This is a genomic window from Flavobacterium faecale (genome assembly GCF_048320115.1).
Taxonomy (GTDB): Bacteria; Bacteroidota; Bacteroidia; order Flavobacteriales; family Flavobacteriaceae; genus Flavobacterium; species Flavobacterium faecale_A.
Genome location: NZ_CP182943.1, coordinates 1,306,482 through 1,323,844 on the forward strand (window position 1 = coordinate 1,306,482; position 17,363 = coordinate 1,323,844).

Consider the following 17,363-nt stretch of genomic DNA (forward strand, 5'->3'; position numbering starts at 1 on the left):
GTTCTAATGTGGGTGTAATTAATTTGTAGGTATAAACTAAACATGTCTATACTTATGAAAAACATTTTAATCCCAACCACCTTACAATCAGATACGATTTCAGCTGTAAAATCGGCCATTTATCAAGCCAATAAAAAGGACTGCACTATCATACTAATGATGGTAGCTGAAAAGCCCGATACCTTCTCCGCATCTCAATATTTACGAGAAATGAAAATAGGATTTACACCAAATCAAGAGGAAGTCTTGGAAACATGCCGCTACATCATCAAGCATCATCTTAATTGTAAAATTAAAATTCACAATCAATTTGGTTTATCCTCTCTAATTTTTAAAGGGATAATTGATTTTTACGAAGTGAAATTGGTTGTTTTTCCCCATTCTTATAAACAAGAAACTCAAAAAATCCATCAGTATTTAGTTCAATTAGCAAGTAATCAAAAATGTCCAATCCTACATTTGGGTATGGAAGAATATGAAGGCAATTTCAACAAAGCCCTTTATGTTGAAAACAACACAAATATATCTGCAGAGAACATTCAATCCTTTTTAAATAAAAATTTCTGTTTAGAAATAGTAAGTCAAACCATCAATTTTGAAGACAATTTTGAAGAAGTTGAAACTTCGCTAAACGAAGCTATTTCAAAATATAAAATTGATATGCTTGTTCAAACTCGTAAAATTCAGAAAGTAAAGTTCAAAAAAACAAAAAAAGAAGACACTAATGAAAAACTAGGACTTCCCATTTTATCATTATCCGAAGAATTGATTTAATCCAAACCATAAGAGAGATGTTATTAAAAAAGAAAATTCCGTTGAAATATGTGCTTGGAAAAATAAAATTAGAATTGGTTCTAGTGATTACTTACACCATTTTGTTTGAAATATTTCATCATTATTTCATTAACATAGATGTCGAAATTCCCATAGCCGTACCTGGAATTATTGGAACAATTATTTCCTTATTATTGGCTTTCAAATCCAATCAGGCCTACGACCGTTGGTGGGAAGCTAGAATAGTTTGGGGTTCAATCGTAAACGAATCCAGAACATTAGTTAGACAAGTGATAACCTTTTACAAAGATCCCGACTTTTCTGTTGAAGCAAATGATTTCAAAGATAAATTTGCCAAAAGACAAATCGCTTGGTGTTATAGCCTTGGACAATCCTTGCGCAAAGAAGATGCTGTTAAGCCAATCAAAAAGTTTTTATCAGAAGAAGAATTGCGATTTGTAAAAAATCACAAACACATCCCAAACGCTCTTTTGGTATTACACGCAAAAGACCTACACAAAGCTCGAAATGAAAAAAGAATTTCAACCTATCAACAAGTCGAAATAGACAATACACTGAGTAGATTGTGTGATGCGATGGGAAAATGTGAACGAATTAAAAATACGGTTTTCCCTACTACCTACAGTATCTATATACACTTTACACTTTGGATGTTTATTATTTTATTGCCTTTTGGACTTATCAGTCTGTTGAGCTGGTTTGCGGTTCCTTTGATTACAACTATTGCAGCTGCCTTTTTTCTTATCGAAAAAATGGCAATTCATTTGCAAGATCCTTTTGAAAATAAACCAACAGATACTCCAGTTACCGCTATTGCGAATACCATTGAAAATAATCTAATACAAATGGTTAACGAATATCGAAATGAATTTGAAATACAGGAAGAGCCTATATCCAGACAAAAAAACAAGAAGGAAGAACAATCTGTCTATTTTGTTTTGTAAAAATGATTAATCTAAAAAAAAGCATGATTGGATATTTTTCTAATCATGCTTTATACTTTATCTCAAATTATCATTGATTTTCTTCACTACCTCATGAACTGGAATCGTGCGCATGGCATCTTCATAACCTGCTACTTTTTTATTCCCATAAACTGAGGTAGGCAATAACGGATATTGATTTCTATCTGAAACAAGAACATTATCAATTGATTGATTAAAGGGTAAAAAACCAGCAAAAGGATGCGTAGCTCCCCAGAGTGTAATTACCTTCACTCCTAACATAGCGGCAATATGTGCATTTCCAGAATCCATAGAAAGCATCACATTAAGATTGCTGATTAATTGTAATTCCTCTTGAAATTTGATTTTGCCCGCTACGTTGACAACATTGGATTTGTCCTTTGCAAAAGCATCTAAAATTTCGATTTCTTTGGTTCCTCCACCAAAAAGCAAGATCGTGTTCTCTGAACTTTTAGCTAATTCATTAATCACCTTTTGCATTAAGTCTTCTGGATAAACCTTGGACGCATATTGTGCAAATGGAGCGATTCCAATTAAATTTTTAGAATCTCCTGTCAATTTTAATAAATCTCCGCTTAAAACGGATTTTTTAGGAAAAACTGGATTAGCTAAATCAATTTGGAAACCTAATTTTTGAAAGACTTTAGCGTGTCTTTCAAACATCGTAGGCAATTGTTGAAACACTTTATTTTCTGTTCGAGTTAAAGCTTTCCTTCCTTTACGTCCTTTATTGACTGAGGCTACCTTCTTCCCAGTAAGACTGAAAAAGGTACGAAGAACTTTAGAACGCAAAACGTTGTGCAAATCAGCAAAAGCGTCAATTTCTAATTTTTTTAATTCTTGAAACAGTCGCACCAATCCTGGAAAGCCTTTGTGTCTTCTTTTTTCGTCAAAAGCAAAAAAAGTCAGATTGGGTATTCCTTCAAAAAAAGGCTTGAAAAACGGACGAGAAACCAGCGTTAGTTTTACCTCTGGATGCTGCAAAACAAGCGCTCTTAAAACAGGAACCGTCATGGCGACATCTCCCATTGCGGATAGTCTCATGACGGCTATATGTATTGATTTATGTGACAAACTTTGTCCCAATTATTTTTTCCCTTGGTACAAAACAGGGTTTAATTCATCATCATTGTACATTTTCATTTGTTTGTACACTTTCATGAACTTATCACCATTTTCAATATCTTTCAACAAATCATCAATCGCTGTTGACAAATCTGTTCTTTGTTCTAGTAAGATATTCAATTTTTCTTGACATTTATCTCTATGATCTTGACTAGCTTCAGCACGTGTAGCTTCTTCTTGCATATGATAAATTTTCAATGCTAAAATTGACAATCTGTCAAAAGCCCAAGCAGGACTTTCTGAATTGATTTTAGCATCTACCTTGGCCACTACTTTACTGTATTTTTGTAAAAAATAGCTATCGATGTATTCTACCATATCTGTACGTTCTTGATTCGAAGCATCAATTTTACGCTTCAAAGTCAAAGCTGCAACTGGGTCAATATTTGGATCGCGAATAATGTCTTCATAATGCCATTGTACTGTATCAATCCAGTTTTTCAAATAAAGCAAATGCTCAAATTGATCTTTAGGAAAGGGATTGTTTATCGGTTGGTCTACATTATCAAACTGATGATAATCTTTAATACTTTGTTCGAAAACAGAATAAGCTAATTTTGAAAACATATCGTTATATTTTATAGTCGCAAAGATACTTTTTATACTTTTATAAAAAAATTAGAATTAAACTTTATGATTCTAATTCAAAAAGCTAATTTTTCGTTATGCAAATACATCATTTATCCGAGAAAAACAGTGTGTTGAATCATTTTTTGAGCCAAATCAGAAAAGTGAATTTACAGCAAGACCGCATGCGTTTTCGAAGAAATATTGAGCGCATAGGAGAAATCATGGCATATGAAATTAGTAAAGAGTTAACTTATAAGGATATCAAAACCAAAACTCCATTAGGTATTAAATCTAGTTCAGAAATTTTTGCTCCCATAGTTATCTGTTCTATTTTAAGAGCTGGATTGCCTTTTCATCAAGGTTTTTTGAATTATTTTGATGAAGCCGAAAATGGTTTTATATCCGCTTACCGATTCCATCCCAATGAAGATGATTATTTTGAAATTAAAGTAGAATATCAAGCCATTGCCAATATCAATTCCAAATATGTATTACTGGTTGATCCTATGCTTGCCACGGGACAATCTATAGTCGCGGTATTTCATAAATTAATTGAAAGCGGTTATCCTAAAGAAATTCACCTCGCTGTAGTAATTGCTGCTCCAGAGGGGATTGCGCATCTTGAGCAAGAATTACCTAAAAATTGTCATTTATGGATTGCTAGCATTGATGAAAAATTAAATGACCAATCTTATATTGTACCTGGACTTGGAGACGCAGGTGATTTAGCTTACGGGATTAAATTATAATTGCGAGAAAAAAGCAAAGAAACTGCAGATTATAAAGACTCCCAAAACCATTTCTTGTTTTAATTTATGTTGAGGCAATTCAATATGATTGGTTGCCATAATAGTCAAAGGTGCTATTGTAAATACTAGCAAATCATTACTCTTATTTGCTGAAAAAATAAATATTACGATTCCGATAAAAAAGGAGGTAATAATCTTTTTATAGGATGCATGTGTCAATAAAGGCTTAGCACTATAAGTTGCCAGCATCGATGCTAAAAAGAATAATGCTATCGTTGTATAAATAGAAAAAGCAATATTTTGATAATTATTTGTAAAATAGCTTATTTTAAAATCAGTTGAAGCATTTGTAGTAATGTAGTGAACCACATCTAAATCAAATACAATTGAAAAAAGAAGAAAAAGTGTAGCTGTTGTGAAAAAAGCAATAAATGGTAAAATCCAATTGCGATAGTCCCGAGCCACGTGAAAAATAATAGAAATAAATACCAAGACAATGTATAAAATACACCAAAAATGAAATAATGATGCAATAAATATCCAAAGCGAAGCATCAAAAATTTTTTCTTTAGAGGACTTTAGTGAGTGCAAGGATATCAATCTTCTCAGTGCCAAAAGCACAAAAAAATTGGCCAAGATTAAATTCAAATTATCCCATAATGAAGGGAAAAAAGAAAACAACAAAAAATAAAACAAAATAGCAAAACTACTGTCTTTAGAGAGTCCGTTCTTTTTGGAAATAAAACTTGTTATAAAAACGGAAAAGACAGTAACCAATAATATTCCAACTTTTTCAAAAATCAAAACAGTTGAATTTACCCAAGATAAATCTCGGAATTGATATATTGAAAAGAAAACCAGTATTAAAATTACTACCAAAGAAAAATTTAATGGTGTAGATTTTTTAAAAACACTTGTTATCATAAGGATATTTTATACTTTTGTGACTGTAAATATAATACTTGTTCTAAAAGGAACACATTTAAGTTGAAAAGATTCTTTTAAATAAGCAGATTTACACCCGAATTAAATAAAAAACAAAATAATAGTAACGATATGAAAGCATTTTTCGAAGGAATTCAATACCTATTTGTAAATATCTTATTTGCTCCACTAGATTTTTTACGTGCTCTAGAACTAAAAACTTGGTTTGTAGCGAACACTATCAACTGGATATTTATGATTATTTGTACTGCTGCAATGGTATATTGGATCAAACAATTGAGAATATTTGACGAAGCAGGAACTGAAAACCAAGACACTACTGCACATTCATTCTTGAAATAAAAAACAAAATCCTCAATCTTAATAAAAAACAGATTGAGGATTTTTTTTGTTCAGTCGCGATTTACAATAAATCATTCCCGATATCTCTTCTAAAATTCTTTTTCTCAAATTGAATTTTATTCACATTGGCACACGATTTTTTCAAATCTTCTTGAAAATTAATCAGCTACCCTAATAATTTTCTTGTACAGGTTACTATTATTTTTAGTCACAACTCTCACTATATAAACGCCAGTGGGCACAACTGCCTCCATCATAAACGTTACATCTCCTTTTTGAAAGTTTTTAGTTTCGGTTTTCATTAGTTGTCCACTAATATTAAAAAGATACAAAATAACAGAACCATCTTCGTCTAAGTTAAATTGTACATTGAAGGCTTCTTTAAAGGGATTTGGATATATGACCAACTCTTCTTTTTTAAATACTTGTAGTCCTTGATCGGCAATAGGCTTAGAAATAACAGAAACATTATTTACTAATTTATCTGTCGTATCCGTTATAATGTCATTTTCAGCAATAGGAGTTTGGCTATCTAAAATGATTTTTTCTTTTTCTATGTTACTATTCTCAATTGGTAAAAGCTGAGAAACGATAATCTGATCGATTTCCCAAGCTCCTTTTAAACAATGTTGAAAACCTATACAATTTCCATCAATAGGCAAAATATATTGTTTATAGACTTCTTGTCCGTTAATTTTTAATTTAACAAACCCCTCTTCCTGAAGAACTTCATATCTGTTTTTAGCTTTTGGGTCAAAACCGATTTCTTCTAATTTTCTTTTGATGTTTACTTTATTAAAGTAATCCCATTTTGATTGATAAAATTTTAACCAAACAAAACCATCCATATGAATATCTAATTGGTACAGCATTGCCTTTTCTTTAATATGTCTTTTTGATGAAACACCCCATTGAATATCTAAAACATCCTTAAAATCGCCACCACTAATTTGCTTAGCATCAACAACTATGGAAAAATTTTTGGATGTATCCAAACTGTCAATCTCTTTGGAATACCACAAGCACCCCCTATTATCGAAGTTTTTATGGAGTTTTTCTAAATGTAAAACTCCTTTATCAATATTTACTATAAATTCTTTTTCAGTTGGTCTTAAATTCCAAGCATTTCCATTATCGTTAAAGTTTTCATTGAGTAGAATTCTTTCTTGTCCATAACTAAGGGTTGCTAAAAAGAATATTCCAAAAACAAAGTATTTAATCATCTTACTATCATATTTTAATTGAAGTCAAATTGCAAAGCTTTAACAAGACTCTTATCTAGTACTACCTATGCCTGAACTAATTTTCGAATCAAAAATAATCTATTTTTAGGCGTTTCTTATTTTTTAAAACAAAAAAGTTGTAACCGTTTTAATAGTTACAACTTTCTATTATTGTCCTTGATTGAATGTATAGCAAAAGTAATAGCTATGCTCTTCTTTATATATAAATCTAAGCTATAAGGGTTTACAATAAATCATTCCCTATATCTCTTCTAAAATTCTTTTTCTCAAATTGAATTTTTTCTACATTGGCATACGACTTTTTCAAAGCCTCTTGAAAATTCTCCCCGTAGGATGTTATTGCCATCACACGACCTCCATTAGTCACAACATCATCCCCTTTTAATGTAGTTCCTGCATGAAAAACAATCGAATCAGTTACATTTTCTAATCCAGTAATTACTTTCCCTTTTTCAAACTCCTCTGGGTAACCTCCAGAAACAAGCATCACTGTTGTAGCGCTTCTTTCGTCTATTTCTAAGGTGATTTCGTCAAGTTTTTCATTGGCTACAGCCAAAAACAACTCTACTAAATCCGTTTTTAATCTTGGGATTACTACTTCGGTTTCAGGATCACCCATTCGAACATTATATTCAATTACTATTGGGTTATTATTCACATTGATTAGTCCAATAAAAACAAAACCTTTGTACTCGATTCCGTCTTTTTGAAAACCTTCAATGGTTGGTTTTACAATGCGTGTTTCAATTTTTTCCATCAAAACATCATCCACATACGAAACTGGGGAAACAGCTCCCATTCCGCCTGTATTCAATCCTGTGTCCCCTTCACCAATACGTTTGTAATCTTTTGCAGTAGGCAAGATTTTATAGCTTTTACCATCTGTCAATACGAAACAACTCAATTCTATTCCGTCCAAGAATTCTTCAATCACAACTTTTGAACTTGCAGCACCAAACTTTTGATTCACCAACATGTTTCTCAACTCTGTTTGAGCTTCAGTCAAATCCTGAATAATCAACACTCCTTTTCCGGCGGCTAAACCATCTGCTTTCAATACGAAAGGAGGATTTAAAGTCGCTAAAAAAGCGCAACCTTGTTCCACAGTCTCTGCTGTAAAACTGTCATAAGCAGCAGTTGGGATATTGTGTTTCACCAAAAATTCTTTGGCAAATTCTTTACTTCCTTCTAAGGTTGCTCCTAATTGTGAAGGCCCTATTACTGGAATTTGATTCAATTGAGCATCATTTTTAAAGAAATCAAATACTCCTTTTACTAATGGATCTTCGGGTCCTACAACAACCATTTTAATGTTTTTATCCAAAACTAAAGCTTTCACAGCCTCAAAATCTGTTGGACTAATGGCTACATTTTCTGCAATTGAAGCTGTTCCTGCATTTCCTGGAGCAACAAAAAGTGTATCACAAAGTGGACTTTGAATCATTTTCCATGCAAATGCGTGCTCTCTTCCTCCAGAACCTAATAGTAAAATATTCATCTGTATTATTTTTAGTAAATTATATTCATTCGATAGAATGACGGTGCAAAAATAATTGGTTTGAATGTAATACCAATTATAAAATGAGTATTAATCGAAAATTATGTGTTTTCTAAACAAATCCTTCCTTAATTACTACTATTTTGAATCTATATGACAATTAATTATATTAATTTTAAAAAATATTTCACACCAATATAATTGTAGATAGTTTAGTGGTATTTTTGAATAAACAAGTTGTCCATGTTTTCACTTTTTGATTTATCGCTTCGCCTCAATCGCTTTCCTATACAGAAGGCCAAAAGGGATTTGGAGCGTATTATGAAATTAACAGCCATAGAAAAAACTAAGTTTATAGAAAATCAAAAAAAGGCTATTGTAGACTTTCATTTAAAAAACAATTCCTTTTACAAAGACTTGGTAGGGAATGTGACATCCAATGAATGGGAAAAACTACCCGTCTTGAACAAAACTAACCTCCAAAAGTCCTTAAAAAAAAGATTATCAAAAGGGTATTCTATTAATAATATCTATTTAAACAAAACATCAGGTTCTAGCGGAACTCCTTTTATTTTTGCTAAAGACAAATATTGTCACGCCTTGACATGGGCATCTAACTTTATGCGTTTTGGGTGGCACCATATCAACCTGAATACTTCTTATCAAGCCCGATTTTATGGAATTCCTAAAGATTTCATAGGGAATACAAAAGAACGTCTGAAAGATTTTTTAAGTCGTAGGTATCGTTTTTCTGTTTTTGATTTATCAGACGATAATTTAGAATATTTCATATTGCAATTTCAGACAAAAAAATTTGATTATATCAATGGCTATACTAGCTCAATTGTTTTGTTTGCCAAGTTTTTACACAAGAAAAACATTGTACTAAAAGACATTTGTCCAAGTTTAAAAGTGTGTATGGTTACCTCTGAGATGCTTTTTAAAGAAGATAAAAAGTTATTAGAAAGGCAACTCGGAATTCCTATTGTAAATGAATATGGCGCCTCTGAATTGGATTTAATTGCTTTTCAAAATACTGACGGCCAATGGCAAATCAATGCTGAAACACTTTATGTTGAAATTTTAGATGATGAAGATTCTGTGTTGCCTTATGGAGAAGTAGGCCGCATTGTGATTACTTCTTTGTTTAATAAAGCCCATCCTTTTATTCGATACGACATTGGAGATATCGGTATATTGGACGAAAGCAGTACGCCTTACAAACCTATATTAAAAAAACTTGTTGGAAGAACCAATGATGTCGTTCATTTTCCAAGTGGAAAAAAATCTCCTGGTTTAATTTTTTATTATGTGACCAAAAGTATTATTGAAGATGATGGCAATGTAAAAGAATTCATTATTAAACAAACGCAGATAGACAGTTTTGAAATTAAATACGTAAGTGAAACCACATTAAGTGCTGCTAAAATTCAGAAGATGCAACAAGCAATAGACTTGTATTTAGAGCCTAACCTCAACTTCATTTTCATCCAAAAACAATCCTTAAAAAGATCAAAAAGAGGCAAACTGAAGCAATTTAAATCAGACTTGATACTTTCTTGATATAAAAGGGTTTTATGGCTAATTGTGTAAATAAAAAAAGCACCATACAGCCTATAGCAAGAGGCCAACTGTAACCATGATATTGCTTATATACGGCAAAATTATGTTTAACTAAATCCAACTTTGAAGCTGAAATCGAATTTTTCCTAACTCTATAATAGGCCAAAGTTTCAGGAACCGCTCTTGCTTTTTTAATTTTCTTCAAAACCGTTAGCCAGTGCATCCAATCTTGTCTTTTACGGATGGAGGAAATGGCTATTTTTCCAAAAAAATTAGTATCATATATTCCTGTAAGATTTCCAATGTAGTTACAAAAAAACAATTGATTATAGCTAAGATTTTGGGGAGGAATCACTCTTTTTCCTAATGGATTTCCATCTTCATCAATGCAATCATAGGATGAAAAAGTAAAGGATAGGTTATTATCATGAAGGAAATCAAGTTGTTTTTGGAGTTTTTCGGGCATCCATAAATCATCTGCGTCTAAAAAAGCGATGTATCTTCCTTGTGCTTGCTTTAGTGCCTTATTTCTAGCAACTCCGGTTCCCGAATTACTTTTCAATAGATGCAGTTTAATTCTGGAGTCTTTGGCACGAATTTTATTGATAAGTTCAACTGTATTATCCGTTGAGGCGTCGTCTACAATTAGAATTTCCCAATTAATATAGGTTTGATTTTGTACAGATTGAATTGCTTCTGTAATAAATTTTTCAGAATTGAAAGTGGGAATAATAATGGAAACTAATGAATTTGGCATCTTAAAAAGCTTTTTCGTCTCCTTTAAATACATTGACAATGGTCTGAAAAATAATTTTTAGGTCTAAAAATAAAGACCAATTTTCGATATAAAAAACATCGTATTTTATTCTGTTTTCCATATCCTTTTCATTATTAATTTCTCCACGATAGCCGCTAATCTGGGCTAAACCCGTAATCCCAGGTCTCACGCTATCCCTAACAAAATATTTTTTTATTTTGTCTCTATAAGCATTGTTATGAATCCATAATTGAGGTCTTGGTCCTACAATAGACATATCGCCTAACAAAACATTAAAAAATTGAGGCAATTCATCCATACTGGTTCTACGCAAAAATTTCCCAATCTTAGTAACCCTAGGGTCGTTTTTTATAGTTTCGTTCTCAGTATTATCGTTTAAAAACATGGAGCGAAACTTATAACAATTGAACTCTTCTTGATTAATTCCAGGCCGTCCTTGTTTAAAAAAAACAGGACCTTTTGACTCTAACTTAATCAATAAGCCTATAATTGGAATGAGCCATGATAGCACAAAAACAATTATAATTAATGAAAAAACGATATCAAATAATCGTTTTAAAAATTGAATTTCAGGTTCGTTTAAAACACTGTTTTTTAATGATAAAACTGGAAAAAGTTCATAGTAATCCACTTTTAAGTTTTTTGAAAAAATTTCTTTAGAATCTGGAATAAACTTAAGTGTACGATTATTTTCATACATAAAATTGACTAAATCCTTTACTTTATCATTGGACAAATCATGCAGAGAACAATAAACTTCATCTACTTTTTTATCTATTACAAATTGTTTTACTTGTTCAAATTTACCTACAATATCCTTATTTGCTTTTTTGTCTGAAAAATAACCTAGAAAATGATAACCGTAATCGATTCTAGAATCAAAGAGCCTTTTTAATTCAATTGCTTCAGGAGAATATCCAATGATTATTGTTTTTCTATAATTACTTCCTGTTATCAATCGATACTCAATTAAAAAGTAAAAAAGTATCAGTTTTGCTAAAGCAACTGAAAGTGTCGTAACAACAAAAAATTTAATTATAATCACTTGATTAAAGATGGCATGTTCAGTAAAAGGAAAATAAACAATGGCAAGCAATAAAAAAATTATTTGTTGTTTGGTAATTTTTGAAAAAATTTCGATGGGCGTTGTAAAACGAAAAACTTGATAAAAATTTCCAAAAAAAGCAACAACACTCCAACTACAAACTAAATAAATAACATAATAATTTGTATCGAAATTTAAACCTTTGAATAAAAGATTTGTAAAAATGATAATTATTAATAGATCTAAAAGAATACTGATAGGTCTTATGTACTTTGAATACCTTTGTATATGTGGAGCGTATCTCATCCTTAAATAATAGCTGTTTTACTTTTAAATTAAATCTATTATTTAATGTAATCTAAAAAGTCTTTGTGTTCTTCTTTCATCAATTCTTCATTGGATAAAGATTTAAAATAATCATAAGTAATTTTCATTCCTTCTGCTCGGTTTACTTTCGCTTCCCATCCTAATATCTCTTTGGCCTTTGTAGTGTCTGGTTGTCTTTGTAAAGGATCGTTTATTGGTAAAGGTTGATAAACTACTTTTTGGTTTGTTCCTGTTAATTTTATGATTTCATCCGCAAAATCTTTGATTGTTATTTCATCTGGATTTCCAATGTTTACGGGATACACATAATCTGAATGCAAGAGTCTGAAAATTCCTTCTACTTGGTCATCAACATAACAAAAAGATCGTGTTTGCATTCCATCTCCAAAAATTGTTAAATCCTCCCCTCGCAAAGCTTGACCGATAAATGCTGGAATCACACGACCATCGTTGAGGCGCATTCTTGGTCCATAGGTATTAAAAATTCGCACAATTCTAGTCTCTAAGCCATGAAAAGTATGGTAAGCCATAGTAATTGATTCTTGGAATCTTTTAGCCTCGTCATACACTCCTCTGGGTCCAATGGTATTGACATTTCCGTAATATTCTTCCGTTTGAGGATGTATTAAAGGATCTCCGTAAACTTCAGAAGTAGATGCTATTAAAATTCGAGCCTTTTTAGCTTTGGCTAAGCCTAACAAATTATGAGTTCCTAATGACCCTACTTTTAAGGTTTGAATTGGAATTTTTAAATAATCAATGGGACTTGCTGGAGAAGCAAAATGTAAAATATAATCTAATTCACCAGGTACATGTACATAAGTACTGACATCATGATGATAAAATTCAAAATTTTCTAATTTAAATAAATGTTCAATATTTTTCAAATCTCCAGTGATGAGATTATCCATACCTATTACATAATATCCTTCTTTTATAAAACGATCACATAAGTGTGATCCTAAAAATCCTGCCGCACCTGTAATTAATATTCTTTTCATATTGAAATTAAATTATTTTTTAAAATTATAGTGTAAAAAAAAGGTTTTTTGCCTAAAGTAAAAAGCAAATCACGGTTTATTGTCTTAATATTTGTTCTAATATTTTAATGGTAATTAAATAGGTGGGTTTTACTCCAGTAGTTCCCAATCCACCTGAAGCTAAGGTACTTCCTGTTTCCAAAGGATTATCTGAGGCGTAGTAAGCGTAACGTACTTTTACATCCTTTGGTATGCTTTTCCTTATTTTTGAGGCTGATTGAATGGCTTTTTGATAATGAGAACCTTCCATTTCTAGGCCAATCACTCCCCAAGTGGAATCGTGAAAAAACTTTAATAAATCTCTATTTTGCAAGGAGGTTCCAAGGACTGTTACCATAGGACCTGAAAAAACTGAGATACCATTGCCCTCAAACATGCTAGCGGTTAATTCATTTTCAAAATAATAATTATCCGCTGTTCCTTCATTGATATGGGCATTTGGAATCATTATATCACCCTTTCCTCCTTCTAAAATTCCTGCTTTTCCCATAATAGAAACTGATTCTACCTGCAAGAACGTATCTTTCTTATACGGTTTTAATAATTCGTCGATAGTTTCATATGCTTGCTCGCCAAAAGCATAATCCATCACAATTAATACTGGCTTATGTTCACCCAAATCGGTATTTGGAAACGAAGTGATTTCCCAATCAATTTTAGCGGTGTCAAAAATTTGAACATCAATATTAGTTCCCGAAGTATCGGGTAAAAATAGCATTCCGTTTTTTTGAGCTATGTCTTCGACAATATTACGCAAATCCTGTGATTCTGCTTTACTTAATTCTTCGTAAATTGAAATATCAGAATGTGTTTTAAATTTTGACTTTAAAGCAGCTGTTGCAAACAAGGAATTCATAACCGAATGCATATTGGCACTAATCACATGAATAGGACGCCCTAAAAGTTCCTTGGTTTTCAATATTTCCTTAATGCGTGTAGCCCATATTTCTCCGTGAATATGATGTCCTAAACGTTCTCTTAAAATGGGGCTAAAAGTAATCGTACGCTTTTTGTCTTCAGCAACTTCTCCAATGGCTAATTTACCAAGCCAATAAATAATATGTAAAAACCTGTCAGGAGACGAACTTGTGCCAAAGGAATCATATATATCTGAAATGTCTTCAAAGGTTCTACCTAAAATATTAGCCGTATGTGAAATGGTTTTTTCTCTTTCAATTAGGGTTAATTTTCGCCTTTGAGTGACTGCATGTTCTAATTTCTCCCAATCTCTTGAAATTTCATCACCCTCTTCTAAAGTTACGCGTTGTCGTATTTTATGCGATTCAATAAAAATAAAAGTCAGATGCGTCAAAATATCATAAATATCAGATCTTCCTCTAGTAATTTCAATATGCATCAAATCATCATCTATCCGATAACAATTACGGCGACGTTTGGGAGGAACAATCGCTTTAAAATGAGATTTATCATACCCTTCGTGAGACGTCAAATTGATATATCGACATTCTTCAATTCCCATAGGTAAGCGTTCGATGACATACAAAAGTCCTTTAAGTTCTACTTTTTCATCTACGATATGGCCATAAATTTCGGGTCTTAAAGTGAGTAAGGCTTCCCTCAAACTATCACCCGATATCCCCATAGGTTTATAAAAACCTCGGTTGAATAAATGGCGCATGGTAATGTACATTTTCTCTATAGCGGTAGAAGACTCTTGGGCACGAGTGATCCTTAAGTTCTTTGTTTCTGTCATAATATTGTAGGTAATAAATCAGCTATTTTTCTATCGTTGGCTAGTCGAGGCACTTTATTTTGTCCTCCTAATTTCCCAATGGATTTCATATATTCTTGAAAACCATTTTGAGCTACTTTAGTGATGACCACTTTTTGCAAAATATTGCCCACAATCAAATCGTCATAGTAAATATTTTGTTTACGCATGGCGTTGTCTATTGCTTCCGCAAATGCTTTCAAATCATTGGGTTCTCCCGAAGCTTCAGAATCAAATTCGATGAACCATTCGTGATAAGGCAACCCATCTGTTGGGTTGATTTGTGGAGCCACAGTAAATTCATTGACACGAATATCTGTTCCTTCCATAGCTTCTTGCAAAGCCGACTCTACTTCTTTACCAATGACATGTTCACCAAAAGCAGATATATAATGCTTTATACGGCCCGAAACAATCACACGATAGGGTTTCAAAGAGGTAAACTGAACGGTATCGCCAATGTTATAACCCCAAAGTCCTGCATTGGTCGAAATAATCAAAACGTAATTTACTCCTAATTCCACTTCTCCTATGGTATAACGTCTTGGTCCCGAACCTTCGGAATCTGAATAGAATTCGTCACTTTTTATAAATTCATAAAAAATACCCGAATTCAATAACAACAACATTCCCTTCTCTTTTTGGGAATCTTGGTAAGCAAAAAATCCTTCTGAGGCTGGAAAAAGCTCAATGCTAGGAACTTTTCGACCTATTAAATTTTCGAACTTAGCACGATAAGGTTCATAATTAACACCACCATAAATAAAGAGATTAAAGTTTTTGAAAATCTCTCCTACAGGCTTCCCTCCTTTTTGCTGTAAACGTTCAAAATACATTTGCACCCAAGAAGGTATTCCTGAAATCACCGTCATGTTTTCGTTATATGTTTCCTCAACAATGGCGTCAATCTTGGCTTCCCAATCTTCCATACAGTTGGTTTCCCAAGAAGGCATACGGTTTTTTTGTAAATACTTAGGAACAAAATGTGCTACAATTCCAGAAAGTCGTCCAAAACGTATTCCGTATTTTTCCTCCATAATGGGACTTCCTTGCAAGAAAATCATTTTACCTGAAACAAAATCCGCTTTACCGGTTTCGTGTATATAGTGTAAAATAGCATTACGTGCCGCCTCAATATGATAAGGCATGGATTCCTTGGTCAACGGAATGTACTTAGCACCAGAAGTGGTCCCGGATGTTTTAGCAAAATAAAGTGGTTTCCCTGGCCAAAGAATATTTTCTTGCCCTTTGACCACTTTTTCAACATAAGGTTTTAAATCCTCATAATCTCTTATTGGGACCTGTTTAGCAAAATCCTGGTAGGTTTCAATGGTTTCAAAATGGTGGTCTTTACCAAATTCCGTATTGCGTGCTGCTTTTATTATAGAATCAAATACCGCTTTTTGGGTAGCAATAGGATTTGTTGCCCAAAGTTGCGTTTTTTGGAACACTTTTTTTGCAAATATTTTGGCAGCCACTGATTTTATAAACATGCTATTTTGTTTTTTTAGTATTTTGTCCTTTTGGTTTGGACAAATTTGATGCTTTTTTTTCCTCTTCTTCTACTTTAGCTCTAAGTTTCAACTCTTCCTCAGAAGCAGTCACCTTGAGTTTAGGTGTAGTTTCCTCGACTGCCACTAGAATTGAATCTTTATTAAACTTCGCATATTCTAATTGACCATTGAGTACCTTTTGGATGGATTGAATATAGGCTTCATTTTTCTTTAAAGCAATTATCAAAGAATCTGATTTTAGGGCTAATTCAGTCGCATCTCTCTTTAATTTCGAAGAAGAATAGCCTGGAATATATTCCCTCAAAGGTGTGAAAGCGATTATAAAAGTGGTGATAGAAATCAAAAATATAGCACTTAAAGTGGCTACTACAAAGACATTCATCAAAGTCAATTTAAGTGAAAAAATTTCCTCAAAAGTATCTTCATTCAAAATCACCAAACGGTTTTTTGTGAATAATTTTTTTTGGAGTTTTTTACGTTTTAATCGCTTTTCAGACATACTTTTTCTCAATATGACACAAATATAATAATTAATGTAAACCAAACTATTTTCATCACCTAGACTTAAACGCTATATTAATCTTAGGCTACTTTTATAACTAAATTATGAAATGAATGTTATTTTAAAACAATTGAACTCCTCTTCACTCTCAGTTGAAATTATTAGCTAGTGTTGAAACTAAAACCTACATTAATACAAAACTTATGATGATATTGTCTCTATAAGAGCACGCCCAAAATTATATATCATTATGAATTTAAGCAGTTTGGGACGATGATTAAGCCCGTTTTTAATAAATTTTTAACTTCAACTCTTATAAATAATTGCTCTTTAGTGGGTTGGTATTGAGGAATTCTATTTACCTTTGTCCCTTAGATATTATTACAAATAGGCTTCGGCATAAATTATTCAATCATGGGAAGATTTGGAGTTACAGAAATCCTAGTCATATTAGCAGTTGTATTATTACTTTTTGGAGGTAAAAAAATTCCAGAATTAATGAAAGGCTTAGGAAGCGGACTTAAAGAATTTAAAAACGCTGCCAAAGACGATGCTGCTACTGATAAAAAAGAAGATAGCGATAAAGAGACTAAATAAGAGATTGTATTTCTTGTTTGAATCCCAAAATT

The 17,363-nt window shown here is 32.3% G+C and carries 17 protein-coding genes; 6 read left to right on the forward strand and 11 right to left on the reverse strand.

All coding sequences use genetic code 11. The features are described 5' to 3' along the window. The first annotated feature begins 54 nt into the window (after nucleotides 1–54). Together ACNH59_RS05520 and ACNH59_RS05525 are read left to right on the forward strand one after the other, a co-directional pair. Complete coding sequence (locus ACNH59_RS05520; RefSeq protein ID WP_418264431.1) at nucleotides 55–774, forward strand: hypothetical protein; 720 nt, start codon at nucleotides 55–57, stop codon at nucleotides 772–774. 17 nt (nucleotides 775–791) lie between these two features. After that, nucleotides 792–1,739 carry a bestrophin family protein gene (locus tag ACNH59_RS05525; protein WP_418264432.1) on the forward strand — a complete coding sequence of 316 codons (948 nt, stop codon included), beginning with the start codon at nucleotides 792–794 and terminating at the stop codon, nucleotides 1,737–1,739. Between the two features lie 57 nt (nucleotides 1,740–1,796). On the opposite strand, the gene ACNH59_RS05530 is transcribed toward ACNH59_RS05525, so the two are convergent. Continuing rightward, nucleotides 1,797–2,804 (reverse strand): glycosyltransferase family 9 protein, encoded by a 1,008-nt coding sequence (locus tag ACNH59_RS05530; RefSeq protein ID WP_418264433.1) that lies wholly within the window; start codon nucleotides 2,802–2,804, stop codon nucleotides 1,797–1,799. 42 nt (nucleotides 2,805–2,846) lie between these two features. After that, on the reverse strand, nucleotides 2,847–3,452 hold the full coding sequence (locus tag ACNH59_RS05535; RefSeq protein ID WP_418264434.1) for a DUF4254 domain-containing protein: 606 nt from the start codon (nucleotides 3,450–3,452) through the stop codon (nucleotides 2,847–2,849). Between the two features lie 98 nt (nucleotides 3,453–3,550). Here ACNH59_RS05535 and upp point away from each other — a divergent pair, with 98 nt between their 5' ends. Then, a complete protein-coding gene (gene upp / locus ACNH59_RS05540) occupies nucleotides 3,551–4,204 on the forward strand; it encodes a uracil phosphoribosyltransferase (protein ID WP_418264435.1) in 654 nt (217 codons plus the stop codon). Here the strand turns inward: upp and ACNH59_RS05545 are convergent. Next, a complete protein-coding gene (locus tag ACNH59_RS05545; protein WP_418264436.1) occupies nucleotides 4,199–5,128 on the reverse strand; it encodes a DUF6427 family protein in 930 nt (309 codons plus the stop codon). The genes upp and ACNH59_RS05545 overlap by 6 nt on opposite strands. Nucleotides 5,129–5,260: 132 nt before the next feature. On the opposite strand from ACNH59_RS05545, the gene ACNH59_RS05550 reads away from it, so the two are divergent. Further along, nucleotides 5,261–5,491 (forward strand): DUF6341 family protein, encoded by a 231-nt coding sequence (locus ACNH59_RS05550; protein ID WP_418264437.1) that lies wholly within the window; start codon nucleotides 5,261–5,263, stop codon nucleotides 5,489–5,491. A 158-nt stretch (nucleotides 5,492–5,649) separates the two neighbouring features. On the opposite strand, the gene ACNH59_RS05555 is transcribed toward ACNH59_RS05550, so the two are convergent. After that, nucleotides 5,650–6,714, reverse strand: a complete 1,065-nt coding sequence (locus ACNH59_RS05555; RefSeq protein WP_418264438.1) for a T9SS type A sorting domain-containing protein — start codon at nucleotides 6,712–6,714, stop codon at nucleotides 5,650–5,652. Between the two features lie 244 nt (nucleotides 6,715–6,958). Continuing rightward, a complete protein-coding gene (gene purD / locus ACNH59_RS05560) occupies nucleotides 6,959–8,233 on the reverse strand; it encodes a phosphoribosylamine--glycine ligase (protein WP_418264439.1) in 1,275 nt (424 codons plus the stop codon). A 243-nt stretch (nucleotides 8,234–8,476) separates the two neighbouring features. Between purD and ACNH59_RS05565 the strand changes: the two genes are divergently transcribed. Continuing rightward, complete coding sequence (locus ACNH59_RS05565; RefSeq protein ID WP_418264440.1) at nucleotides 8,477–9,796, forward strand: phenylacetate--CoA ligase family protein; 1,320 nt, start codon at nucleotides 8,477–8,479, stop codon at nucleotides 9,794–9,796. Here the strand turns inward: ACNH59_RS05565 and ACNH59_RS05570 are convergent. The 6 genes from ACNH59_RS05570 to ACNH59_RS05595 form a co-directional block, all read right to left on the reverse strand. Next, entirely contained in the window at nucleotides 9,771–10,553 is a 783-nt protein-coding gene (locus ACNH59_RS05570; protein WP_418264441.1) for a glycosyltransferase family 2 protein, read from the reverse strand. The two genes, ACNH59_RS05565 and ACNH59_RS05570, sit on opposite strands and share 26 nt — an antisense overlap. A 1-nt stretch (nucleotide 10,554) precedes the next feature. Then, nucleotides 10,555–11,925, reverse strand: coding sequence for an undecaprenyl-phosphate glucose phosphotransferase (locus ACNH59_RS05575; RefSeq protein ID WP_418264442.1), 1,371 nt, complete (start codon nucleotides 11,923–11,925; stop codon nucleotides 10,555–10,557). Between the two features lie 38 nt (nucleotides 11,926–11,963). Then, on the reverse strand, nucleotides 11,964–12,947 hold the full coding sequence (locus tag ACNH59_RS05580) for a UDP-glucuronic acid decarboxylase family protein (RefSeq protein WP_418264443.1): 984 nt from the start codon (nucleotides 12,945–12,947) through the stop codon (nucleotides 11,964–11,966). Nucleotides 12,948–13,023: 76 nt separating this feature from the next. After that, on the reverse strand, nucleotides 13,024–14,700 hold the full coding sequence (locus ACNH59_RS05585) for a DUF6909 family protein (RefSeq protein ID WP_418264444.1): 1,677 nt from the start codon (nucleotides 14,698–14,700) through the stop codon (nucleotides 13,024–13,026). Beyond that, complete coding sequence (locus ACNH59_RS05590) at nucleotides 14,697–16,211, reverse strand: GH3 auxin-responsive promoter family protein (RefSeq protein WP_418264445.1); 1,515 nt, start codon at nucleotides 16,209–16,211, stop codon at nucleotides 14,697–14,699. Before ACNH59_RS05590 ends, ACNH59_RS05585 begins: the two co-directional genes overlap by 4 nt. 1 nt (nucleotide 16,212) lies before the next feature. Next, a complete protein-coding gene (locus tag ACNH59_RS05595) occupies nucleotides 16,213–16,731 on the reverse strand; it encodes a peptidase (RefSeq protein ID WP_418264446.1) in 519 nt (172 codons plus the stop codon). 417 nt (nucleotides 16,732–17,148) lie between these two features. On the opposite strand from ACNH59_RS05595, the gene tatA reads away from it, so the two are divergent. Beyond that, the gene (gene tatA, locus ACNH59_RS05600; RefSeq protein WP_418264447.1) at nucleotides 17,149–17,331 is read left to right on the forward strand and encodes a twin-arginine translocase TatA/TatE family subunit; all 183 of its coding nucleotides are present in this window, start codon (nucleotides 17,149–17,151) and stop codon (nucleotides 17,329–17,331) included. The last annotated feature ends 32 nt before the right edge of the window (nucleotides 17,332–17,363 follow it).

Bases quoted from the DNA above. Each gene is read 5' to 3' on its own strand.
- ACNH59_RS05520 (WP_418264431.1), top strand. From the start codon at position 55: ATGAAAAACATTTTAATCCCAACCACCTTACAATCAGATACGATTTCA.
- ACNH59_RS05525 (WP_418264432.1), top strand. From the start codon at position 792: ATGTTATTAAAAAAGAAAATTCCGTTGAAATATGTGCTTGGAAAAATA.
- ACNH59_RS05530 (WP_418264433.1), bottom strand. From the start codon at position 2,804: ATGAGACTATCCGCAATGGGAGATGTCGCCATGACGGTTCCTGTTTTA.
- ACNH59_RS05535 (WP_418264434.1), bottom strand. From the start codon at position 3,452: ATGTTTTCAAAATTAGCTTATTCTGTTTTCGAACAAAGTATTAAAGAT.
- upp (WP_418264435.1), top strand. From the start codon at position 3,551: ATGCAAATACATCATTTATCCGAGAAAAACAGTGTGTTGAATCATTTT.
- ACNH59_RS05545 (WP_418264436.1), bottom strand. From the start codon at position 5,128: ATGATAACAAGTGTTTTTAAAAAATCTACACCATTAAATTTTTCTTTG.
- ACNH59_RS05550 (WP_418264437.1), top strand. From the start codon at position 5,261: ATGAAAGCATTTTTCGAAGGAATTCAATACCTATTTGTAAATATCTTA.
- ACNH59_RS05555 (WP_418264438.1), bottom strand. From the start codon at position 6,714: ATGATTAAATACTTTGTTTTTGGAATATTCTTTTTAGCAACCCTTAGT.
- purD (WP_418264439.1), bottom strand. From the start codon at position 8,233: ATGAATATTTTACTATTAGGTTCTGGAGGAAGAGAGCACGCATTTGCA.
- ACNH59_RS05565 (WP_418264440.1), top strand. From the start codon at position 8,477: ATGTTTTCACTTTTTGATTTATCGCTTCGCCTCAATCGCTTTCCTATA.
- ACNH59_RS05570 (WP_418264441.1), bottom strand. From the start codon at position 10,553: ATGCCAAATTCATTAGTTTCCATTATTATTCCCACTTTCAATTCTGAA.
- ACNH59_RS05575 (WP_418264442.1), bottom strand. From the start codon at position 11,925: ATGAGATACGCTCCACATATACAAAGGTATTCAAAGTACATAAGACCT.
- ACNH59_RS05580 (WP_418264443.1), bottom strand. From the start codon at position 12,947: ATGAAAAGAATATTAATTACAGGTGCGGCAGGATTTTTAGGATCACAC.
- ACNH59_RS05585 (WP_418264444.1), bottom strand. From the start codon at position 14,700: ATGACAGAAACAAAGAACTTAAGGATCACTCGTGCCCAAGAGTCTTCT.
- ACNH59_RS05590 (WP_418264445.1), bottom strand. From the start codon at position 16,211: ATGTTTATAAAATCAGTGGCTGCCAAAATATTTGCAAAAAAAGTGTTC.
- ACNH59_RS05595 (WP_418264446.1), bottom strand. From the start codon at position 16,731: ATGTCTGAAAAGCGATTAAAACGTAAAAAACTCCAAAAAAAATTATTC.
- tatA (WP_418264447.1), top strand. From the start codon at position 17,149: ATGGGAAGATTTGGAGTTACAGAAATCCTAGTCATATTAGCAGTTGTA.